This is a genomic window from Novosphingobium sp. SL115 (assembly GCF_026672515.1).
Lineage (GTDB): Bacteria > Pseudomonadota > Alphaproteobacteria > Sphingomonadales > Sphingomonadaceae > Novosphingobium.
In genome coordinates this window covers 829,947-851,951 of the sequence record NZ_JAPPRG010000002.1, presented here as the reverse complement: position 1 = coordinate 851,951, position 22,005 = coordinate 829,947, and the positions used below count along the sequence as shown (strand labels likewise).

Here is a 22,005-nt window from a genome sequence, read left to right as displayed (position 1 = left end):
CCAGTTGTGAAGCTTACCCAGAAGAACTTTGCCGGCAGCGCTGCGCGTGTGGCGCGCGAATGCCGAATCTTCTATTTCTGCGGGCCGGACGAAGCCGGGGCCAGCGATGCCGCAAACCGCGTCGCCGGGTTGCTGGGTGATGCCGAAAAGGTAGAGATGAGCGGCGCGGAATTGCGCCGTGACCCAGTGCGTCTGGCTGATGAAGCTCGCTCTGTTTCCCTGTTTGGCGACCGGCGGATCATCCACATCCGCGCGGTGGGTGATGACGCTTTCGATGCCGTGGAAACACTGCTGGCAAGCCCGGTTGATGGCTGGCCCGTGCTCATCGTGGCGACATCGGCGACCGACAAATCGCGCATCGCCAAGCTCCTGGAAAACCGGGCCGAAGCGGTGGTGGTCATGTTCCATCCGCCAGACCTGAAAGCCGTAGCGGATGCCGTGCGCGACATGGGCGATGCGGTGGGCGTGAAATTGACCGCCAGCCTTGCCGAACGAATCGCCCGCGCAGCTGCGCTGGACACGCGCATGGCCCGTAGCGAAATAGAGAAGCTCGCGCTCTATCTGGATGCCAGTCCGCAGGCCCCGCGCAACGGCGATGCTGCAGCACTGGATGCGGTCTGCGCCGTGAGCGAGGATGACGGCCTGATGCCACTGGTCAACGTGGTGCTAAGCGGCGACGTACGCAAGCTGCCGAGCGAGTTATCCCGCATGCGCGAAATGGGTTTGAACCCTGTAGGACTGCTGCTGGCGTTCGAACGCCGCGCCGCACAACTGGTACAGCTTGCCGGGCGAATGGGCGAGCGCGGTGACGTCAACGCCTTCATGGAACAGGAAACTGCGGCAAGGCGCGTGTTCTTTCGCGACCGACCAGACCTGACAGCGCAGCTAAAGCGGTGGCGGGGTGCCAGGCTGGCAAGGCTTGTCGACCGGTTAACCATGCTGCACCGCACACTTCTTGCCGATAATCGCAACGGCGAACTGGCTCTGGCGCAGGGCCTGACCGAGATCTGTCGCGCCGCAGCGCGGTAGAAAGGGCCATATTTCAGCCCATTCGAGTGAGAAATTTCGCTCCAAAATGGATTTCTGCTTGCTATAGGAATCTTACTAAGTATTTTTGCGCAGTGCAGCAAGCACGGCGACGGTCGCACCGAATCCGATTTCTCCAGACCCGTCTGGACGCACAGTTCCGCCCGCAGGCAACCTTCGGCGGAGTGGTGAAAGCAAGAGACAGCGAGACCCGGAATGACCAAGCACGTTCCCCTTGGCGAGATGCGCGAAGCGACAGATCGTCGTAGAATCACGCTGCCGCTGGCGCCCTCTCTCGAACAACGCCGTCTCCAGCTTTACATTGCAATGCTGCTGATCGACGCTGCAGCAGTGATGATCGGCTTTGGCAGCGCAAGCTGGCTGTATTTCGGCACGTTCACCGAACAGACTTCGCTGTTGCACAGTCAGGTACTGGTTCCGATTTACTGGACCATCGCGCTTAGCCTGCAGGTCTATTCGCTGGCCGCACTGCGCAAACCCGGCTTTGCGCGCATGCGTTCGCTGGCCGCGCTGATGGGTGCAGAAACGGTGCTGCTGTTTGTCGGCTTTGCCACGCGCAGCACGGACAGCTTTTCGCGCGTGTCTTCACTGCTGGGGCTGGCGTTCAGCCTGATCCTGCTGTTGTGGGTCCGTTCGCTTACCCGTCCGCTAGTGCAGGCGCGGTGTGGTGAAGCGGCCACCAACACCCTGCTGATCGACGATGGCGGCGAAGCTCTGCGCGTCCCCCATGCTTATCATATCGATGCACGCGAACATCATCTGGCACCCGATCTTTCCGACCCGCACATGATGGACCGTCTGGGCCTGTATATGATGAACATGGACAGGGTGATGGTCACCTGCCCCCGTGAACGGCGAACGGCATGGGCGCTGGTCTTCAAAAGCGCCAATGTGTCGGGTGAAATCGTCGATCCTGAAGTCAGCAGCCTAGGCGTGATCGGCGCAAGGCGTGACCGCGGTTTTGGCGCGCTGATCGTCGCCAGTGGACCGCTGGGCCTGCGTTCACGCGCGATCAAGCGCCTCTTCGACGTGGTTCTGGCAGGCAGCGCAGTGCTGGCGCTTAGCCCAGTTCTGCTGCTGGTGGCGGTGCTTATAAAGCTGGAAGATGGCGGTCCGGTGTTCTTTGTCCAGAAGCGGACAGGGCGCGGAAACCGTTTTTTCCCGATCTTCAAATTCCGTTCGATGCGCGTCGCTCAACTTGATTCCGCAGGCGCGCGGTCGGCCAGCAAGGATGATGATCGCATCACCCGGATTGGCCGGATCATTCGCAGCACCAGCATCGATGAACTGCCCCAGCTGCTGAACGTGCTGCGAGGCGAAATGAGCGTCGTCGGCCCGCGCCCACACGCCATCGGTTCACTGGCGGGCGACAAGCTGTTCTGGGAAGTCGACCATCGCTACTGGCTGCGCCACTCGCTGAAACCCGGCCTGACCGGGCTGGCGCAAGTCCGCGGCCTGCGGGGGGCAACTGACACCGAATCCGACCTTGCCAACCGCCTGCAAGCCGATCTTGAATATCTGGTCGGGTGGACAATCTGGCGCGATATCAACATCATCCTGAACACGGTCCGCGTTCTGGTGCATGACCGGGCCTTCTGATCGCCGCTGCGGATCAACTGTGGTCAAACCTGCAATACCATGGTCTGAAACTAGTGGGCCTGAAACCAGCCAGCATGCATCACAGGCTGCCCGCCAACCAGTCATTGCCGCAGACAAAACCGTTCAGTCCACGCCGCATATGATCTATACGCGCGCCGAACGAACGATGCGTGGGCGCACGCAGCCACGACAGCACATCACGTTTGCCCAGCCGCGAAAACAGCACCATCGCTTGTTCGGCATCGTAACCGGCACAAGTGGTCAAGCGAATGCCGATCAGATCGGCTTCATCCTCCATCCGGCGGCGCTCCTTCAACCCCTTGGGCTTGCCGTGACGGGCAATGGCATGACCAAATTCATGTGCGATGGCGAGCGCAAGCTGGGCATCGGTTTGTGCAAAAGTGACAAGACCGGTGGACACCGCGACATTGCGACCGTCGCTGTGGGCATCAATGCCCTGCCTTGCTTGCAGGATCACCCGTATGCCGCAGTGCACAACAGGCGCAATCCGCAGCGCTACACTTTGTTCGCCGCGCCGGATGGCAAGATCGGTCGCACCATCTGCCAAAGCTGTTCGCAGATGGCGTGCCACCGCCGTCGACGCGGTTTCGCCCTTGTCTCGCGAATCGCCCAGTTCGCGGGCGCTGCGCCCGTTGATCGTCATCAGGGTATCGCCTTGCTGCAGCCCGGCCTGCTGTGCCGGGCTGCCCATGGCCACGCCAGCAAATACCGGGTCTTGATCCATGGCCAGAGCCTGCCGAAGCAAAGGCCTGTCTGCCGCAGCATAATCGCGCGGATCATCAATCACCACGCCGATGTCCGGGGTAGAAACGGCACAGGATTCTCCTGCCGCGCGGCGCAGTCGCCATTCGATCTGGCCACCGCGATCGAGATCCTGACGCAACCGTACAGGCCATTGCACGACAGGTGGTGCATCGCTGGCAGCAGCCAGTACCGCGCCAGGAGCAAAGCCACAGAAAAGGGTGGCGACAACCGCGCCGAAGACCTTAAGAACAAATGGGTTCTTCACGTTTCGCAATCCGGTTCCTCTGGCAATCAAGGCCCCGATATCCCATCAGGACGTGGCCGCAGGCTGAACAATGCCACAGCCGAAGGCGGGGCGGGAGTGGCCTCAGAGATAGGACCGTGTAACGACCTCGCCAATGGCAAGTTTGTCATTGGTAACCGTTACCGTTCGCATGCACAGCAGAAAGGTCAGATACGATGAAACGGGTCTTGGCGGTCGCGTCCGCCGGCGGGCATTGGGAGCAGATGATGCTGCTCCGCGAAACGCTTGAAAAGTTTGACGTCCGTTTTGCCACGACGCACCCCGATCTGCCCCGCCGCGCAGGGATAGAGGGCGCGACGATTCTGCCTGACTGCAACCGCGATCAGATCATCAATTCGGCCCGGTGTGTATTGGCAGCAGCGTGGCTGGTGCTGAAGTTCCGGCCACATGTCGTGCTTTCAACCGGCGCCGCGCCAGGTTTCTTCTGTATCGTCTTCGCCCGCCTGATCGGCGCAAAGACGCTATGGATCGACAGCGTCGCCAATGCCGAACGCATGTCGATGTGCGGCAATCTTTCGCGTTATTTTTCCAGCGCCTGCATCACCCAGTGGGAGCATCTGGCCACAGATGGCAGGCCCGGATACATGGGGTCGCTGCTATGATTCTGGTTACCGTAGGCATGCAGCTTGGCTTTGACCGGCTGATCGAGGCGATGGACGAACTGGCACCGTCATTGCCGATGCCGGTTTTTGCCCAAGTTGGTAAAGGCACTTACAAGGCACGCAATATCGAAACCGCCACAAGCATTTCACCGACCGATTTCGACAAGCTGATTGCCGATACGCGGCTACTGGTGGCGCACGCAGGGATTGGCACGGTGCTGACTGCGCAGAAGTTTCGCAAACCCATCCTGCTGTTCCCACGCCGGGCCAGCATGGGCGAACATCGCAACGATCACCAGCTGGCCACGGTCGGACAGTTACAGGGCCGTTCAGGTATCGTGGTGGCAATGACGGTGGATGAGCTGCCTGCAGCAATAGATGCCGGGCTGCAGATGGACCTGCCAGAACGCCCGGTCGTTCCGCAGCGCGACCGGCTCAAAGCCTCGCTTGAAGCATTCATCATCGGCGGCAAGTTGCCTGCGACGGCCTGAAATAGTCTAGGGTCAGTGGACGCTGCCGGGGTAGCGCCTGCGGTCTGATGGGCTGGCGTCACGATGCTTGCCGAATCGGACCGCGGACGCTGCAACAACCAGAGTCGATCCGATATCCAGCACCCAGTTCATCCGCACAGGTCCGTAAAGAAGACGGTCAAGTTCGTGGAACGAAATCAGGCGCATAAGGATAACCCCGGCCATTACGGTAATGGCGATCATCGCCCAGAACTTTGACCAGCCGCGCACTCCTGCTTTTGGCGCAGGACGCTTGAGGTAAAACAGATAAAGCGCGGCGCAGATCAGAACAAACGCACCGGCGGCAAGCGGTCGCTGAAACTCGCGCCTGCTTTCATACGCGCCTTCGCGATAAAGATGTTCGCGCAACGCATCGGTTATAGCATATTCGATGCCGCTGGCGCGCAGAACAGCAAGCACAAAAAAGAACGCCCCGGCTACCATCCAGAATCGGCGGCTGCCATGCGACATGGCATTGCGCACGGCAAAACAGCACGCCACGGCAACGCCAACATACATTCCGCAAGCCGCAAGAGCCAAAACCGGATGGGATCCAGCCATATCAATCCGCTTTCTGTCGTGGTTTACCGCACATGATGGAGCGGTGCCTACCCCGTGCCGCCAACACTTGTCCATACACACCTGACAAGGCGGCGCGCGCAATGCCGCACTGCAACAAAAAGAAGAATCGATACTGCAGAATTTTCAGAAAAATTCACAATGAATTTGTCTATGCAATTAATTTGCAATGATTTTTTCCAAACTTGTGCAAGTATGGATCTTTGCCGCCATGCAAAAATGCCGCACCCTGAAGGGGTTGCATTGGTAAGGGGCAACACGTAAGACCTATCGCGTATCGACTGAGGATTTTCATGCGAACCAATGCTTTCAGCGTGAAGCGCTCTGCAGCTTCAGTCCTTCTGGTTGCTTCAGGCTTGTCCCTGACTGCCTGTGGCTCCACTCCACCCCCCAAGATCGGTCTGGTCAATTCCACCCCCGTGGTTGAATATGGGCAAGGCGATTACACCACGGCAACGCCGGATGGTTACAAACTCAACGCTGCCGACGAAATTTCCGTCATCATCTATCGAGAGCCGGACCTGTCCGTGTCGGACATCGCGATCGGCGCCGATGGCATGATGGCGTTCCCGCTGATCGGCACAATCCGGGCCGAGGGCATGAGTCCTTCAGATCTCGGTCAAACCATTTCTGACAAGCTGCGGTCGGGCGGTTTCCTGCGCAATCCGTCAGTTGCCGTAAACGTGGTGAAGTATTCATCGCATCTGGTGACGGTTGAGGGTTCGGTGGAAAAACCGGGCGTCTATCCGTTCAAGCCCGGATCGAAGCTCTCTGCAGCAGTCAGCCTTGCCAGTGGCCCCAATCGCGTGGCCAAACTCGATCAGATCGCGCTGTTCCGGGAATTTCCCGACGGCATGAAAGTGGCGAAGTTCGACTATGCTGCGGTGCGGCAGGGATTGATGATGGACCCGGTGCTTGCGCCGGGCGACCGCATCGTGATCGGGACTTCGGGCTTGTCTCAGTTCTGGCAGGATGTCCTGAAGGCCGTACCGGTCTTCGCCATTTTCGCGAACCAACTCTGATTGCCGGACCGATACGACCATGCAGAACGGGATTGAACGCAGCACGTCGGGCACGAGCGGCGCGGCAACGTGGGTAGATCGTTATCTTCCCGCAACCACAGGGCAGACCGATGAAGGGTCCGAAAGCTTCCTGAGCCTCGCGGTATTGCGAGGGATTCTCTATCGCCAACGCCACATCCTGATCGGCATTGTTGCGCTTGCGCTGGTGGCTGGTGTCGTCATCACACTGCTGACCAAGCCCACCTACTCCGCCAGCGCGACGGTACAGATTGTGCCCGGCGGCAGCCAGATCCTTGAGGGTCAGGAAATCGACCGCGATATCGGCGCGAGCGAAGTCGTCCGCTATATGCAGACGCAATCCTCGATCATCACCAGCCGCCGCCTTGCCTATCGCGTAGTTGATTCGCTCAAGCTGAATGAACGCAAGGATTTCCTTGGCGAAGAACTGATCGCCAGCAAGCCTCAGGGCGTTTCGGAAGCCGAGTGGAAAAAGAGCCTGCGTGAAATTGCAGCAGGCAAGGTGCAGGGCGGCGTGTCGGTTGACGTACCGTTCGACAATCAGGTCATCACGATCCATTACCGGTCGGGCAGTGCCGAATATGCCGCGTTGATCGCCAATGCGATTGCCGAAAATTATGTAGCCGAAGATTCGCGACGCGTACTCGAACTCAACACCTATGCAGTTGATTATCTGAACAGCAAGATCAACGAAGTCCGGGCCAAACTGCAGGAAGCCGAACTCAAGGCAAATGCCTATGCCCGCGCCAACAGCATTGTGGGTGAATCGGCAGCGCCTGGAGCAGCGGCGGAAGGTTCAGCACCAAGCGCGCCAACGATCACTGTATCCAACCTGACCACTGTCAATTCGACCTATATGCAGGCCCGCGCCAAGCGGATCGAGGCAGAACAGCGCTGGAAAGCCATTGCAGGCATTCCCGCTTCGCAACTGCCCGAAGTGCAGCAGAACGGTTCGATCAGCGCGATGGTCACCGACCGTTCGAAGGCGGCAACCGAAATTGCCCAGCTTCGCCAGCGCTACGGTGACAATTTCCCGCGTATTCAGGAACTTAAAGACCAGATTGCGGCTCTGGATTCACAGATCAACCGCGCCAGTTCCGATGTGAAGAACAGCATTCGCAACAGCTATGATGTTGCACTGCGTCAGGAACAGGCTCTTTCGGGTGAACTGACCAAGGTTTCGGGCGAGACGCTGGGCGAACAGGATCGCCGCGTTCGCTACAACCTGCTCAACCGTGAGGCGACCGGCCTGCGCACGCAGTTGGCGTCCCTCCTGGATCGCTATAACCAGCTTTCAGCCGCTGCGAACATCACCACTGACAGCAGCCGCAAACTGGATGCGGCCATGGTTCCTGGATCGCCGGTTTCGCCGGATCTGTTCAAGAACCTGCTGGTTTCGTTGATTGCCGGGTTGGGGTTGGCACTGGGCATTACCGTGCTGCTGGAAACCTTTGACGACAAGCTGCGCTCCGCTGACGATGTGGAACGCAAACTGGGTTATCCGCTGTTGGGCTATACCCCCGTTGTCAATGATAACGAACTTGCCGATCAGACTGCGGACCCGTTCAGCCCGCTAATGGAATCCTACTCGTCCATCCGCACAGCTATCGACTTTGCTCACCCCGGCTCCAGCCGCGTGCTTCTGGTTACCAGCAGCGAGCCTTCGGAAGGCAAGTCGATCACCACCTCGGTTCTGGGCAGCAAATATGCGCAGCTTGGTCGCAAGACCCTGCTGATCGAGGCTGACCTTCGCAAGCCTACCCTGGCGCGCCACTTTTCGTCCAAGACCGCGGAAAAGGGCATTGCCGAAGTCTTGCTGGGCGACGCCAATCTGGCATCGGTGCTGATCCCAAGCGGCTTTGAAAATCTTGACGTACTTCCCGCAGGACGGGCGAAGGTCAATCCGGTGGAACTGCTCTCCTCGCAGGCCATGCTCGAATTCATCGAGCGCTGCCGCAAGGAATATGCGCTGGTCATCTTCGACTCACCCCCGGTCATGGGGCTGGCCGATGCGCCGCTGATCGGTCGGATTGTCGATGGCACGATCTTCATCGTCGAAGCCAACCGCACCCACTTCGGCCAGACCAAGGCGGCACTGCGTCGTCTGCGCGGTGCCGGTGCAAACGTGCTGGGCGTTGTGTTGACCAAGTATCGTGCGGCTGAGGCAGGCCAGTCCTACGATCAGCACTATCGTTACTACTCCTACGGCGAAAAGAACGCCTGAGCCGATTTTGAACGGGAGGGCTGCCGGTGCTGAACCGCTTGCGCCTTCCCGTTCATAAAATGTGCAGACTTCATGGTGATGCACACGGTCGCGCACGCCATGATCGCTGAAGGAAGTGCCACCTTGGCCGACAAGACTGACGCTGTGCCGACCGTACTGCATCTGAGCGGCGATTTTCCCGATTCCATCGACAGCTTCAAGACCCCGGTCATCCGGTCCCTGCTCGACCTGACAAGGGATACCTTCTTGCACCGCGTTGTCTCGATCAACCGCAAGTCCCCATCGCTGGCCCAGTTGTTGGCCAACACAGCAAAAGGCTTGGGGCGGCCCAAGCTGGCAGTTGCAGCAGAGCCGTTCGACAGCGGCATTGCCCTGCAATATGGCGCTCCGGGCCGAGGCATTTTCCACGCAACGATGCTGCACCAACTGGGCGACTGGCTTGCCGGTGAGATAACGGACGGCCAGCGTCCCGACCTTTTGGTCGGTCACAAGCTGGCAATTGAAGGCATTGCGATACAGCGCGCAGCGCAGCTTGTTGGTATCCCCTATGCCATCAGCATTCAGGGCGATACTGACACCAAAATCCTTTCAGCCCGGCCTGATCTTTCCCGCATATTGGCCGAGGTTTTTCATAGCGCAGCCGTGGTGTTTCCATTCTCACCATGGGCGCTCAAGGCTGTGGAGCGCAAGCTGGGCGCACGGCGTGGCCCGACGGTAATGCTGCCCTGCCCGACTGACCTCGACATGCCAATGGCGCCTACCGCCGGTGGTGATGGGCTGGTGACGGTTTTCCACCTCAAGAATTACAAGCGCAAGAATCTGCCTGCCATGGTCGCAGCCATGAAATTGCTGCAAGACACCGCACTTGCGCCGAAATTAAACGTGGTGGGCGGCGGCAGCACAGCCGAGCTTGCACGATGCCAGTCTTTGGTCGGTGACGTTCAGGGCATTGCCTTTGCCGGAGCGCAGGATCGCGCCAGCGTGCGGCAAATGATGGCGCGCGCGCAGGGTTTTGTCATGCCGTCGCTGCGCGAAAGTTTTGGTCTGGTATTCATCGAAGCGCTGTTTGCCGGACTGCCTATCGTCTATCCTGCAGGTACCGCTGTCGATGGATTTCTGGATGGACTGCCCTTTGCGTTGCGTGTCGATGCCGGAGACCCTGCCGCCATTGCCAACGCGATGCGCACGCTGATCGAGGATGAGCAGCACCTAAAGTCTGCGCTAGCGCAATGGCTGGCCTCTGACGATTGCCGCCGCTTCACCCGACCCAACATCGCTAGCCAGTTCACACAGGGCCTTCACAGCGCAATGGCCTGACCGATCATGCTTCGCCTGTGATCTTTCGCCAGCCCACCACTTTGGCAGGCGAACCTGCAACGATGGCCATGGCCGGTACTTCGCCCTTGACCGTGGCGCCTGCTGCGACAATCGCGCCGTCACCAATGCGTGCACCGGGCAAAACCACGGCGCGGGTTGCCAACCATACGTCATTGCCGATTTCGATGTCGGCTTCGCGCATCGGCTGATCGGTTACGGGCGCACCTGCGTTGTAATCATAAGTTGCAGCGGTCAGCATGACTTCCGGCCCGAACAACACATCGTTGCCGATCCTGATTGCCCCATCGCGCGGCCCCGCCCAGATATGGCAGCGCGATCCGATCCGCACCCTGTCCCCGATGGCAATGCGCGCGGGGTTGGAGAAGACGGTATCCGGGCTGATACTAGGCGATGTGCCAAGCACCACCTCGCGCAAGGGCGCAACATGGCTGTAGTTGTAATAATTGACGATCTTGACCAGATGCAGCCACGCTCTGGGATCGAACAGCGAGGTTACAAGACGGACCAGACGCCCGCCGCGTCCGAGCGACCGCTTGCGTGCCAGCGGCTGAGTCATCGATCAGTACCCCCGCAGCCAGTCATTGCGCTGCTGCCAGATCGATTGCCAGCGCTGCGCCTGGGACTTGTCCTTGGAAAAGCCTGCACCGAATCGCCGCACGGCAACCCACAGCCACAGCAGGCCAATGCCCACGGGCGCGGCCGAACTGCTCCAGTGATCGCGGATCAGCGTGGCTTTGGACCGCATGACCTTGACCACCTTGTCCTCACGCTTGTTCATCGAAGCGCCGACCAGATGCATGATCTGGGCATCAGGTGTAATCATCGGACGATAGCCCAGCTTGCGTGCGCGCAGGCACATGTCGCTTTCTTCGCCATACATGAAGTAGCGCTGATGAAAGCCGCCCAATTCATGCCAAAGATTGGTCCGCAGCAGGAAGAAACAGCCGACCACGATATCCACTTCACGCACCGAATCGCGCTTCCAGCCACCGATCCCTTCGTGGTTAAACAACGCAGAATTGGAGAACACGCGCGACAACCCGGTGGCAGAGCAGAACAGGCTCCACACTGTCATCCGGTTCCAGCACGAGGCAATGTTGAGCGAACCGTCAGGGAAAACCGTTCTGCCGCCCACAATGCCTGCCTGCGGATGCGCCTTGGCAAAACGCAGCAGATTTTCCACCGCCTTGGGATGCGTTTCAGTGTCAGGGTTGAGCAGCAGAATCCATTCCGATGTCACGGTTTCAGCAATGCGGTTGTTTGCCGCAGCAAAACCGACATTGTCGGGCGACCGGATCAGTTCCAGATCGGGAAAGGTCTGCGCGATGGCATCGGCCGATCCATCAGCGGAAGCATTGTCCCACACCACCACGCGCATCGAAACATCGCCAGCGTTGCGCAGCAGCGTTTCGATGGCAACAAGTGTCAGTTCCCTGGTGTTGTAACTGACAACAATCACCGTCACTTCGGGTTGCAAAGTGCTATCCATCCCTTCAACAAACTCCGATGCGGCACATGGGCCATATTCGTGATGGACGTTCGGACCAGCCGAAAAATCAAGTGGGAAATCGATACGTGCAGATGAATTCCCGGATCATCGATTTGTCCGCAAACATATCTCTTTGATTCCAGTATTTCAGCCTCAGCGGAATAGCGCTCCACCGCTTGATGACGCAAGCTTTCGCCTGCTTTCACTGCAAAAAAACACTTTCCTACACAGAAAACACGATGATAGCCAAGTTCCTGATTTGTTCCATTACAGGAGAAGGCAATGAATCAGGATCAGTTCAACGGCTTTGCCGATAGCCCGATGGCCCCTGCACAGACATGTTTTGCCATCGTTCCAGCAGATGCGGCATTTCTACCGCACGTCACCAAAGGCATTTATGTCGGTACTGGCGGCACTCTGGTAATCGTGCCTCTGCGCGGCGACCAACCGGTCAGCTTCACCAATCTGCCATCCGGTGCCATTCTTGATGTGCGGGCAACGGCTGTTCATGCCACAGGCACCACGGCCGCCGATCTGGTTGGCCTTGCCTGATGGGTAGACGGGGATTCGGCTTCGGGCGATACCGCTCGACATCGCACCTTTCGGCAGGTCCAGCTCTTCTTGCCCCCTCCGCACTGTGGACAGGCGTTGCAGGCAGCGGCTTTACCAGCATCCCGGTCGATCCACCCAGAACCACCGCAAAACCAGCTGTTCGGCTCATCGTCCCGCCATTTCAGTGGTACACCGACGAATTGCTGGTCGGCGTTTATGCCGTAGCCAACAACGGCGGTAGCCTGACCGACAGCATGGGGTTGGAAACGGTCATCGTTCATTGCGAAGGGACCAGAACCTTCATCAAGGAACCGACTATCCAAACCTTTGCAGACGCTAATGGCAACCCGGTCAGCTATTTCGGATGGTGGGCAAGGCTGCGCCATGATGGGCGCAACGGCAATGCCCATGTCTATTTCGAAGCCGTGCCCAAGGACAGCACGATGCAGCGGCGTGTCATCGGTCCCTATCAGTTCAGCCCGAAGGCAGCGAAGTATTCGCACCAGATCACGGTCGCTGCGACACCCGCCGAAGTGGCCGGATCACGCTACAAGACACTCAGCGCCGCCTACAATTACCTGAAATCGCAAAATGCCACCAACCCGCTTGTCACCATCACCGAGGCTGGGGACTATGACAGCGGGAGCGTGGCTAACGGATGGGTCAATGGCAGTCATATCAACGGATACGTGCATCTCACCGCCACAGCTCCTGTGTCTCTGGTCAAAAGCCCGCCTGCAGCAAATGCAGATCCCGTTGCGCATCGCCCAGGCGTCCCATTGCACCTGTATGGCGCAAATGTAACTCTGGATTTCAATTATGCTGCCGAACTGTGGCATTCGGACAGCATCGGCCGTAATCATTGGTTGGACGGAATATCGCTGACCAACAGCCATGGCCGCTACGATCTGTACCGGAAAACAGGCAGAAACCAGCTAGGTTGGCTGCTGCGTGGCCAGAACGCACCCAGCGACGGCACATGGGTAACCGAATGCAGTTTCACTAACCTGTGGAACTCGGCCATGAACACTGCACTGGTCAGGGGTTGCACGTTCAATACCTGCTGGTCTGACCTTGCAGACCACTCCCTGTGCTTCATCGATAACCGGATCGACGATTTCGACAGCACGGCCTATTCTGCGCATCTGCCATCCTTGTCGCTGACCTATACCGGCACAGGCACCACGGCGACCATTGAACGTGGCGGCGGGAATGTGTTCACTGCCAAGGTCAACGGGGCAACGATCGGCACCTTCACAGCAACATCAACACTGGCAGGGTGGATAGCAGGCACAAACTACAATGTTTCTGATTTCGTATCCTGGATCAACGGTTTGGGGACAGATTGGTCCGCAACCCTACTCGATGATACGCGAGCCGCATGGACGCTGGTTCCCAATGGCGCAAACTATGTGCCCGGATCGTGGCCAGCAATGAATGTCAAGAACACGACCGTAACTCTAGCCACCACATTCGATGTTCATGCAGACTGGTGGCAAAAGCAGGATGGGCCTGTTTTGCAGAACATCATCTGCGCCAACAACGTGACGACCAACTTCGTCGGCGCGATCTTCCTGATCGGTGATCTGGAAGATGCCGTGTTCATCAACAATGCATGGCATTGCAAGGATGTGTGGGGGTTCGGCAATCGCAGCGCCGCCCGGTCCCAGCAAGGCGACTATCTGCGGCACTTCGTCTTTGCGCACAATACCGCAGTCAACCAGCGCTTCTGGCTGCGGAACAATATTCCGGCCATACCTTTCGATGCCGATGGATACTGCCTGTGGGCCAACAACGTGCTGGAATCGTTCGAATGGGTAGGCACACCCGATCACGATATCCTGGTTGCCGACAACCATATCTACGACGGCTATGCCATCCCAGCAGCAGGCGCATCGGGCACGACGCAAGGCGGCAACATCACCAACCTGTTCGTCGATCCGGCACAGGGCAATTTCATGCCGACGGGCTCACTGCTAGACAATACCAAGCCGCCACGCATCACCTACGACCAGAAAAAAAGGGCACGGGCTGGATCTTGTGCGGTCGGGGCGGTCGGCTGACTCATTCCTCTACCGCGCCCCGCTCTGTTCAAGCGGGGCGCGGTAACGCTTGCCGCAATGCGCGCGTGGCATCTGTTTCTTAACGATCATACCGCTAGGCGGATGCGATGTCCGGACCGTCCCCCTTTGCCTCATTGCTAACGCCCCAGAACATCACAATTGCTCTGATTGCGGTCAATTTCTTCACTTTCACGTCCTTCTGGCTTGACAAGCGGCAGGCACAAATGGGCGCGCAGCGGACACGGGAATCGACTTTACTGTGGATGGCATTCTTTGGCGGCACACCGGGAGCATACTGGGCCCGCAGCCTGTTCCGCCACAAGACGCGCAAACAGCCGTTCAGCAGTAATCTTCACAGCATAGCCTTTCTTCAGATCAGCGCGATCGGTGGATGGATAGGCTGGCAGTTCACCGGATAATCTGGCTGCAAAAAGGCGGAGCGTGCGACTACTCCTCGCATCCGAATCGTGCTATCTACATTAATGTGAACAAGCCGATCCCCCATCTCGTCCCGATCGCCGTCGATCCTGCTGACATCGATTTCATGGGGCATGTCAACAATGCCTCCTACCTCAAATGGGTACAGGATGCTGTGATCGATCACTGGCGTGCGCTGGCCCCTGCAGAAGCGGTGGCGGCCCACCTGTGGGTCGCGCTGAAGCACGAGATTACCTACCTATCGGCGCCCAACATTTCTGGACGACGCGGTCATCGCCCATGTCGTGCTGGAAAAGGTGCAGGGCGCGCGGGCGTTTTACGAAACGTTCATCAAGCGCGGGGAGGAAGTGCTGGCCGAAGTCAAGTCAAGCTGGTGCTGCCTTGATGCGCAGACCCTGCGCCCTGCCCGGCTGGCGCACGATCTGGTGGAAAAGTTCCTGCCGACTGAAAAATAAGTCTCAGCGCAGCTTGGCGATGGACAAGCTATCGCTTTTTGCCCGCACCTTCACCGATTCCTCGCTACGCGTCAGCGCTTTGGCGATGGCTTTCAGCGCCATGCCTTTCTTGGCCAGCGTATGAAGTTTCTGAATCTCATCGGGAGTCCAAGCTTGCTTGTGACGTTCGAAGCGTTCGGCCATTGGTTATCCTTAATCAGCGCGTCACGGTAACTATATAGTTGAGCGCAAGGTCATCAGAAATGTGCAGTCCGCGCGAAACGCTCCATGCAATGCCCATCGGATTGCCCATTTTCAGGCCTGCCGCACTTAGCAGGTCATGCAGTTCGACCGGCGTGACGAAATCGGTCCAGTGATGCGTGCCTTTGGGCACCATGCCCACCCCCTCGGCTCCTTCCACCAGCAGCAGGCGTGATCGCGTGGTGCGGTTGGGCGTGGACAGGATCATCAGGCCGCCTTCCGCCAGCGCCGCCTCCAGCGCGCCAACAAACAGCGCCTTGTCGGCCACATGTTCTATTACTTCCATCGAAGTGACCAGATCATACCCGGCAAGGCCTAGTTGCCCCACATCGCCGCAGCGATAATCGATCGCCAGCCCCGACCCTTCGGCATGAAGGCGCGCAGCGGCCACGTTCTCCTGCGCCGCATCCACGCCAGTTACGTCCGCCCCTAGCCGGGCCAGCGGTTCGCACAACAGCCCGGCCCCGCAGCCCACATCCAGCGCGCGCCGTCCAGCCAGTGGCTTCAGGCTGCGGGAATCGCTGCCAAAGTGCGAATCGATGGCCTCGCGGATGAAGCCCAGCCGCACCGGGTTCAGCTTGTGCAGCATGGCGGATGACCCTTTCGGATTCCACCAGTCTGCCGCCAGACGCCCGAAATGCGCCGCTTCATCAGGGCGAATGGTATGCGCAGAGGTTGCATTGCTCATATGACGTCCCTAAAGCGCCCGCGCCGTGTGGTCTATGGGCCATGCGGGCAAGATTCTTTCGTGTGTTCAAGTTGGGAGCAAGCCCTTGGCCCGCATCGTGATGAAATTCGGCGGCACGTCGATGGCCGGAACCGAGCGCATTCGCCGCGTGGCGCGCATCGTGCAGCGCCAGCAGGCAGCGGGGCATGAAGTTGCGGTGGTCGTTTCGGCTATGGCCGGTGAAACCGACCGTCTGGTAAACTTCTGCCGCGAGGCCAATCCGCTGTATGATCCGGCGGAATATGACGTGGTGGTTGCCAGCGGTGAACAGATTACGTCCGGCCTTCTGGCGATGCATCTGCAGGCGCTGGGCTGCAAGGCGCGATCGTGGCTGGGCTGGCAGGTGCCGATCAAGACTGACGATGCCCACGCCAAGGCCCGCATCGAGGATATCGATGCTGATGCACTGCTGGCCAGCATGGGCGCAGGCGAAGTTGCCGTCATCCCCGGTTTTCAGGGCGTAACCCCCGGCGGGCGCGTGACCACGCTGGGCCGTGGCGGTTCGGACACGTCGGCGGTGGCCGTAGCTGCGGCAGTGAAGGCTGATCGCTGCGATATCTATACCGACGTTGACGGTGTTTACACCACCGATCCGCGCATCGTGGCCAAGGCCCGCAAGCTCAAGAACGTCACCTATGAGGAAATGCTGGAACTGGCTTCGGTCGGTTCGAAGGTGTTGCAGACCCGTTCGGTCAGCCTTGCGATGAAGGAAGGCGTGCGGGTGCAAGTGCTGTCATCCTTCATCGACGATGATGCGCCTGCCGCAGACACCATCCCCGGCACTATGATCGTCAGCGACGAGGAACTGGAAGGACTTGAAATGGAACGCCAGCTTATCACCGGCATCGCTGCCGACAAGAACGAAGCGAAAGTCACCCTGACGCGCATCGCCGATCGTCCCGGCGCGGTTGCCGCGATCTTCGGGCCGCTGGCCGCCGCGAACATCAACGTGGACATGATTATCCAGAATATCGCCAAGGACAAAGGCGAGACGGATGTCACATTCACTGTGCCGATTTCGGACCTTGCCCGCACGCAGGCGCTGCTGGAAGAACGCAAGGACACCATCGGTTATTACCGGATGCTGTCGAACAGCAAGGTCGCCAAGATCAGCGTCGTCGGCGTTGGCATGCGCAGCCACGCAGGCGTGGCCGCCACGATGTTCCGTTCGTTGGCCGACCGGGGCATCAACATCCAGGCGATCACCACCAGCGAAATCAAGGTTTCGGTGCTGATCGACGAAGACGAAACCGAACTGGCCGTGCGTGTGCTGCACACCGCCTATGAGATGGATGGCGAATAAGCAGGACCAACAGTTGTGATGATGCGAAAACTCCGGTGAAAGCCGGGGTTTTTTGCATTCAACTCATCCAAACCCGGACCAAGTTCAGGGCGGCGATAGGGAAGGGTTTAGTGCCCCTCCCAAAATCGTTGTGAGCACTTGTCCTAGCGAATCAGCAAGCCCCAGCCCGACAGCAATTGTTCGGCCTGTTCGCGTGAGATGATGGCCCCGCGAAACACGGCGGCGTCTTCAAGACGCAGGCCGCCGAGATCTGCCCCACGCAAGTCTGCGCCCATGAATTGCGCGCCGTCGAGATTGGCTTCGCGCAAGGCGCAACCTTCAAGCACCGCGCCACGAAAATCGCACTTTGTCAGATCAGCCTGTGACAGATCGAGCCGTTTGAGCACTTCCTTGCGGAATGACAGCGCGGGCAAGCGGGCACCCACCAGCAGGACTTCTTCAAACGTATAGCCCATGCCACGCGCGAGGTGGAAATCCGCTCCGGTCATGCGGCTGCTGGCAAACCGTGCCGAGGCAATCCCGGTGCGGCGGAACGCGGCATTGTTGAGATCGCAGCCGTTGAATGCCCCTTCGCTGAGATCGGCTGCGCTGAAATTGGCAAATGCCGCTTTGGAACCCTGCCATATAGTGCGTGCAAGCTGCGCGCCCGACAAATCGGCATGGCGCAGATTGCAGCGCTCGAATGTCCAGCCCGAAAGGTCAAGCTTGGTCAGATCCGCTTCTTCGAGATCGCAATTCGTCAGATGAAACGCGCCATCGCGAACCATCGCGATCACTGCTTCGCGGCCGAGAGTCTGATCGGAAATAGTGCGGACATTCTGATTTTCAGTCATTTGCCGCGCATAGAACACAAGGCGGAAAAACCACAGTGAAAAGCCCGCTTCTTTGCACGCACAGCAGGCGATTTATCGAACAGCCTGAACCAGATCGCAAAGCGCGTGGATGACGCCACGCACAACCGGATCGCTTAGACTGTAAAAGCGGGTCTGCGCCTTGCTGCGGATGGTCACCGCGCCTTCATCACGCAGCATGGCAAGATGCTGCGACACCGATGATTGGGACAGCCCGGTCAATTCGACAAGTTCGGTTACCGACACTTCGCCTTCGTCCATCCGGCACAGCATCAGCAAGCGTTCGGGATGACTCATCAGTTTGAGCCGCCCGGACATGATTGCGGCTTTGGCCTTGAGTTCGGAAAGGTCGGTCGGTTTCATGGCTGGGATTCCACACGCAGGCGACCATCATCGCGCCACATGGTGCAGATTGCCAGCCCCGAAGCATCGTCCACCACGGTTCATCGTTCGACCGGCAGTCCTGCCGATTGCCAGGCACCAAATCCGCCCGCAAGATGCGTGTCGACAGCAGCCAGCGCCGCACTGCATTTATCGAGGGCCATTCCTGAACGCTTGCCGCCAAGGCAGTTAAGCACGACGGTTTTTCCTTTAGCATCAGGCAAACCCGACGGCTGGAAGCTGGACAGTGGCATGTTGATGGCGCCGGGAATGTGGCCTGCGGCAAATTCATCCCTTTCGCGCACATCAACGACCAGCGCTTTACCGCTACGCACCCTGGCATCCAGCTCTGTTGCACTGATTTCGATGTGGGGAGAGTTGCCCGTGCCCTTTTCGAATTCGAAAACCATGTGATCTGCCCTTCGCTGTGCGCGGCACCTTGGTGATATTGGGTGCATGCGCTTGAATATCATCCGCAATATATCGCACATTACTTATATAAGTTAATAATTATGTAAATAATACCGGCAGAGCCTTGGGCAGGATTCAACAGGACAAAAGCGAAGCGGCGGCAGGCGGGGGTTCCCTGCCTGCCGCCGCCTGCATTCATACCAAGTGGATCAGAAACGGTCTGCATCCATTACCTTGGTCCACGCGGCGACGAAATCGGCCACGAACTTCTGTCCGGCATCCGCCGAGGCATAGACTTCAGCCACTGCGCGCAGTTCTGAGTTCGAGCCGAACACGAGATCCACCGGGGTTGCCGTCCACTTAACCACGCCGCTGGCCCGGTCCTTCCCTTCATAAAGGCCTAGCGTAGCGGACTTTGCCCATACGGTGTCCATCGTCAGCAGGTTGGTGAAGAAATCGTTGGTCAACGCGCCCGGACGGGTAGTGAACACGCCAGCGGTGGAACCGCCCGCATTGGCGCCCAATGCCCGCATGCCCCCCACCAGAACAGTCATTTCCGGCACGGTCAGATCCAGCATGTCGGCCTTGTCGACCAGCGCCTCAACTGGGGCAAGATCGGCTTCAGCGCTGTAATAGTTGCGGAAACCATCGGCCTTGGGCTTCAGATAGTTGAACGATTCCACATCGGTCTGCGCCTGCGTGGCATCGACCCTGCCCGGTTTGAACGGCACCGCAACGTCGCTGCCTGCGGCCTTCACCGCCTGTTCCACCCCGACATTGCCAGCCAGCACGACCAGATCAGCCAGGCTGACCTGCTTGCCCTTGGCACCCTTGTTGAATTCGGCACGGATCGCTTCCAGTCTGCCCAGAACTTTGGTCAGTTCCGCCGGATCATTCACCGCCCAGTTCTTCTGCGGCTCCAGCCGGATGCGGCCACCATTTGCCCCGCCGCGCATGTCCGTCGCACGGAAAGTGGACGCGGCTGCCCATGCCGTGCGCACCAGTTCGGGCGTGGTCAGTCCTGCTGCCTGAATCCTGCCTTTCAGGCTGGCGATATCAGCGGCATCGACCGGTGCATAGGTCGCCTTGGGCAGCGGGTCTTGCCAGGTGAAGCTGACCTTGGGCGCATCCTTGCCCAGATAGCGTGCCTGCGGCCCCATATCGCGGTGCGTCAGCTTGAACCATGCACGGGCAAAGGCATCAGAGAAGGCTTCGGGGTCCTTTTGCCAGCCTTGCGTGATCTTGCGGAAGCCGGGATCTTCCTTGAGCGCAATATCGGTGGTGAACATGATCGGCGCGTGGCGCACATCTGGACGGTGTGCATCGGGCACCAGCGTTGCTGCCGACGGATCCTTGGGAATCCACTGCGTTGCGCCAGCCGGGCTTTTGGTCTTGACCCATTCAAAGCCATAAAGATTGTCGAGATACTGCGTGGTAAATGCCACCGGATTGGCCGACCACGCGCCTTCAAGGCCGCTGGTGATAGTATCTTCGGAATGCCCTTTGCCGCACTTATTGGCCCAGCCAAGGCCCTGCTGTTCGATCTTGCCCATGCCCGGATCACCGGCAAGGCATTCTTCCGGCTTGTGCGCGCCGTGCGCTTTGCCAAAGGTGTGGCCGCCGGCAATCAGCGCGGCGGTTTCATCATCGGCCATGGCCATCGCGCCAAAAGCCCTGCGGATATCGGCAGCAGCGGCCAACGGATCGGGTACGCCGCCCGGACCTTCGGGATTCACATAAATCAGGCCCATCTGCGTGGCGGCAAGCCCGCCTTTGAGATTGCCTTTCGCGTCACGGCGCTTGTCGTCCAGCATCTTGGCTTCCGGTCCCCAGAACACCAGATCGGGCTGGAACGCATCGACACGGCCCCCCGCAAAGCCCAGCGTCTTGAAGCCCATGTCTTCCATGCCAACGTTGCCTGCCAGCACCATCAGATCGCCCCATGAAAGCTTGCGGCCATACTTCTGCTTCACCGGCCAGACGAGACGGCGCGCCTTGTCGAGGCTGACGTTATCAGGCCAGGAATTGAGCGGTTCGAAGCGCTGTTCACCGCCATCGGAACCACCGCGTCCGTCGCCTGTGCGATAGGTGCCTGCGCTGTGCCACGCCATACGGATGAAGAACGGGCCGTAGTGGCCATAATCGGCGGGCCACCAAGACTGCGAGGTGGTGAGAACCTTGCGGATGTCGGCCTTGACCGCATCGAGATCGAGCGAGGCGAACTCCTTGGCATAGTCGAAATCGGGACCATAAGGATTTGATTGCGCTTCATTTTGGCGCAGCGCGGCAAGATCGACGCTTTTGGGCCACCATTCCTTGGCGGCAGGGACTTCGGTGACGGTGGGCGAGGCGGTTTGCGCCTTGGCGGCTTCTGCCTGTGCAGTGCCTGCCAGCGCCACCGTGGATGCCGCCGTCATAAGCGCGGCCATGGCGATGTTGCGGAATGTCATGAGAAAGCTCTCCTCCTGTTGCGACCTTGCGCCCGACGCTTGTCCGGGCTTGGTCAGCAGGAAGCTACGCCCCTCACGATGGCGTGCCCAACGGGATTACCGCGTCACAGTAATCGCTAAAATCGTTTAACAGGCAGCCTTTTCATCAACATTTCGACACAATTGCGCCACCGGTGCCTGTGTCCAGGCACGGCTGCCGGTGGCAGACTTTCGCCTATTCCGTTGTCTTTCCGTCAAAATGTTCATGGGCCGCTTCTGCATCGGCGCTGGTCTTGTGGACGGTACCGTCGATGTGTTCGGGTGGGCCATAAATGGTGTAAAGGCGCAGCGGCTCGCTGCCAGTGCTGACGACATTGTGCTTGGCACCCTGCGGCACGATCACGCCATCATCGGCCTTCACCTTGTGGCACACATCGTCGATCCACACTTCGCCCTCACCGGCTTCGATGCGGAAGAACTGGTCACGATCATCATGCACTTCTGCGCCGATCTCATCGCCCGGCTGGATCGTCATCAACACCAGCTGCAGGTTATGCCCGGTGTATAGCACCCGGCGGAAATCGTCGTTTTCCTCGGTCAGTTTTTCGATGTTGTCGACAAAACCCTTCACGGCGCAGGCCCCTTTCGATGGCTGATTC

General features: G+C 59.0%; 22 protein-coding genes and 1 pseudogene. 12 read left to right on the top strand and 11 right to left on the bottom strand.

Annotated elements, in window-relative coordinates:
• The first annotated feature begins 6 nt into the window (after window positions 1-6).
• Together holA and OVA07_RS05630 are read left to right on the top strand one after the other, a co-directional pair.
• Complete coding sequence (gene holA, locus OVA07_RS05635; protein WP_268170491.1) at window positions 7-1,029, top strand: DNA polymerase III subunit delta; 1,023 nt, start codon at window positions 7-9, stop codon at window positions 1,027-1,029.
• 213 nt (window positions 1,030-1,242) lie between these two features.
• Window positions 1,243-2,646, top strand: a complete 1,404-nt coding sequence (locus OVA07_RS05630; RefSeq protein ID WP_268170490.1) for a sugar transferase — start codon at window positions 1,243-1,245, stop codon at window positions 2,644-2,646.
• Between the two features lie 79 nt (window positions 2,647-2,725).
• On the opposite strand, the gene OVA07_RS05625 is transcribed toward OVA07_RS05630, so the two are convergent.
• Window positions 2,726-3,676, bottom strand: coding sequence for a M48 family metalloprotease (locus OVA07_RS05625; protein WP_268170489.1), 951 nt, complete (start codon window positions 3,674-3,676; stop codon window positions 2,726-2,728).
• A 242-nt stretch (window positions 3,677-3,918) separates the two neighbouring features.
• Here OVA07_RS05625 and OVA07_RS05620 point away from each other — a divergent pair, with 242 nt between their 5' ends.
• Both OVA07_RS05620 and OVA07_RS05615 read left to right on the top strand, forming a co-directional pair.
• Complete coding sequence (locus OVA07_RS05620; RefSeq protein WP_268170488.1) at window positions 3,919-4,317, top strand: glucuronosyltransferase; 399 nt, start codon at window positions 3,919-3,921, stop codon at window positions 4,315-4,317.
• Window positions 4,314-4,808 carry a glycosyltransferase gene (locus OVA07_RS05615; protein WP_268170487.1) on the top strand — a complete coding sequence of 165 codons (495 nt, stop codon included), beginning with the start codon at window positions 4,314-4,316 and terminating at the stop codon, window positions 4,806-4,808. Before OVA07_RS05620 ends, OVA07_RS05615 begins: the two co-directional genes overlap by 4 nt.
• Before the next feature lie 12 nt (window positions 4,809-4,820).
• Here OVA07_RS05615 and OVA07_RS05610 read toward each other — a convergent pair whose 3' ends face one another.
• Window positions 4,821-5,387 carry a hypothetical protein gene (locus tag OVA07_RS05610; RefSeq protein WP_268170486.1) on the bottom strand — a complete coding sequence of 189 codons (567 nt, stop codon included), beginning with the start codon at window positions 5,385-5,387 and terminating at the stop codon, window positions 4,821-4,823.
• A gap of 311 nt (window positions 5,388-5,698) precedes the next feature.
• Between OVA07_RS05610 and OVA07_RS05605 the strand changes: the two genes are divergently transcribed.
• The 3 genes from OVA07_RS05605 (at window position 5,699) to OVA07_RS05595 (ending at window position 9,986) form a co-directional block, all read left to right on the top strand.
• On the top strand, window positions 5,699-6,427 hold the full coding sequence (locus OVA07_RS05605; protein ID WP_268170485.1) for a polysaccharide biosynthesis/export family protein: 729 nt from the start codon (window positions 5,699-5,701) through the stop codon (window positions 6,425-6,427).
• Between the two features lie 19 nt (window positions 6,428-6,446).
• Window positions 6,447-8,669 carry a GumC family protein gene (locus tag OVA07_RS05600; protein ID WP_268170484.1) on the top strand — a complete coding sequence of 741 codons (2,223 nt, stop codon included), beginning with the start codon at window positions 6,447-6,449 and terminating at the stop codon, window positions 8,667-8,669.
• 123 nt (window positions 8,670-8,792) lie between these two features.
• Complete coding sequence (locus OVA07_RS05595) at window positions 8,793-9,986, top strand: glycosyltransferase (RefSeq protein ID WP_268170483.1); 1,194 nt, start codon at window positions 8,793-8,795, stop codon at window positions 9,984-9,986.
• Between the two features lie 4 nt (window positions 9,987-9,990).
• Here OVA07_RS05595 and OVA07_RS05590 read toward each other — a convergent pair whose 3' ends face one another.
• Together OVA07_RS05590 and OVA07_RS05585 are read right to left on the bottom strand one after the other, a co-directional pair.
• Window positions 9,991-10,563 (bottom strand): acyltransferase, encoded by a 573-nt coding sequence (locus tag OVA07_RS05590; RefSeq protein ID WP_268170482.1) that lies wholly within the window; start codon window positions 10,561-10,563, stop codon window positions 9,991-9,993.
• 3 nt (window positions 10,564-10,566) lie between these two features.
• Window positions 10,567-11,496 (bottom strand): glycosyltransferase family 2 protein, encoded by a 930-nt coding sequence (locus tag OVA07_RS05585; protein WP_268170481.1) that lies wholly within the window; start codon window positions 11,494-11,496, stop codon window positions 10,567-10,569.
• A gap of 282 nt (window positions 11,497-11,778) precedes the next feature.
• On the opposite strand from OVA07_RS05585, the gene OVA07_RS05580 reads away from it, so the two are divergent.
• The 4 genes and pseudogenes from OVA07_RS05580 to OVA07_RS05565 all read left to right on the top strand — a co-directional run bounded on the left by OVA07_RS05580 (window position 11,779) and on the right by OVA07_RS05565 (window position 15,004).
• On the top strand, window positions 11,779-12,048 hold the full coding sequence (locus tag OVA07_RS05580) for a spike base protein, RCAP_Rcc01079 family (RefSeq protein ID WP_268170480.1): 270 nt from the start codon (window positions 11,779-11,781) through the stop codon (window positions 12,046-12,048).
• Window positions 12,048-14,111, top strand: coding sequence for a hypothetical protein (locus OVA07_RS05575; RefSeq protein ID WP_268170479.1), 2,064 nt, complete (start codon window positions 12,048-12,050; stop codon window positions 14,109-14,111). Before OVA07_RS05580 ends, OVA07_RS05575 begins: the two co-directional genes overlap by 1 nt.
• A gap of 107 nt (window positions 14,112-14,218) precedes the next feature.
• Window positions 14,219-14,530, top strand: coding sequence for a DUF1294 domain-containing protein (locus tag OVA07_RS05570; RefSeq protein ID WP_268170478.1), 312 nt, complete (start codon window positions 14,219-14,221; stop codon window positions 14,528-14,530).
• A gap of 125 nt (window positions 14,531-14,655) precedes the next feature.
• Window positions 14,656-15,004 (top strand): annotated as a pseudogene (locus tag OVA07_RS05565) (acyl-CoA thioesterase).
• Between the two features lie 3 nt (window positions 15,005-15,007).
• Here OVA07_RS05565 and OVA07_RS05560 read toward each other — a convergent pair.
• Both OVA07_RS05560 and ubiG read right to left on the bottom strand, forming a co-directional pair.
• Window positions 15,008-15,187 (bottom strand): hypothetical protein, encoded by a 180-nt coding sequence (locus OVA07_RS05560; RefSeq protein WP_268170477.1) that lies wholly within the window; start codon window positions 15,185-15,187, stop codon window positions 15,008-15,010.
• Between the two features lie 13 nt (window positions 15,188-15,200).
• On the bottom strand, window positions 15,201-15,932 hold the full coding sequence (gene ubiG, locus OVA07_RS05555; RefSeq protein ID WP_268170476.1) for a bifunctional 2-polyprenyl-6-hydroxyphenol methylase/3-demethylubiquinol 3-O-methyltransferase UbiG: 732 nt from the start codon (window positions 15,930-15,932) through the stop codon (window positions 15,201-15,203).
• 85 nt (window positions 15,933-16,017) lie between these two features.
• Between ubiG and OVA07_RS05550 the strand changes: the two genes are divergently transcribed.
• Window positions 16,018-17,274: an aspartate kinase gene (locus tag OVA07_RS05550; protein WP_442789620.1), complete on the top strand. Its 1,257-nt coding sequence runs from the start codon at window positions 16,018-16,020 to the stop codon at window positions 17,272-17,274.
• Between the two features lie 143 nt (window positions 17,275-17,417).
• Here the strand turns inward: OVA07_RS05550 and OVA07_RS05545 are convergent, their stop codons facing one another.
• The 5 genes from OVA07_RS05545 to OVA07_RS05525 form a co-directional block, all read right to left on the bottom strand.
• Window positions 17,418-18,107 (bottom strand): pentapeptide repeat-containing protein, encoded by a 690-nt coding sequence (locus tag OVA07_RS05545; RefSeq protein ID WP_268170475.1) that lies wholly within the window; start codon window positions 18,105-18,107, stop codon window positions 17,418-17,420.
• A gap of 72 nt (window positions 18,108-18,179) precedes the next feature.
• Window positions 18,180-18,488, bottom strand: a complete 309-nt coding sequence (locus tag OVA07_RS05540) for an ArsR/SmtB family transcription factor (protein ID WP_268170474.1) — start codon at window positions 18,486-18,488, stop codon at window positions 18,180-18,182.
• Between the two features lie 80 nt (window positions 18,489-18,568).
• Entirely contained in the window at window positions 18,569-18,916 is a 348-nt protein-coding gene (locus tag OVA07_RS05535) for a rhodanese-like domain-containing protein (protein ID WP_268170473.1), read from the bottom strand.
• A 210-nt stretch (window positions 18,917-19,126) separates the two neighbouring features.
• On the bottom strand, window positions 19,127-21,367 hold the full coding sequence (katG, locus tag OVA07_RS05530; protein WP_268170472.1) for a catalase/peroxidase HPI: 2,241 nt from the start codon (window positions 21,365-21,367) through the stop codon (window positions 19,127-19,129).
• A 214-nt stretch (window positions 21,368-21,581) separates the two neighbouring features.
• Window positions 21,582-21,977 (bottom strand): cupin domain-containing protein, encoded by a 396-nt coding sequence (locus OVA07_RS05525; RefSeq protein WP_268170471.1) that lies wholly within the window; start codon window positions 21,975-21,977, stop codon window positions 21,582-21,584.
• Window positions 21,978-22,005: the final 28 nt, after the last annotated feature.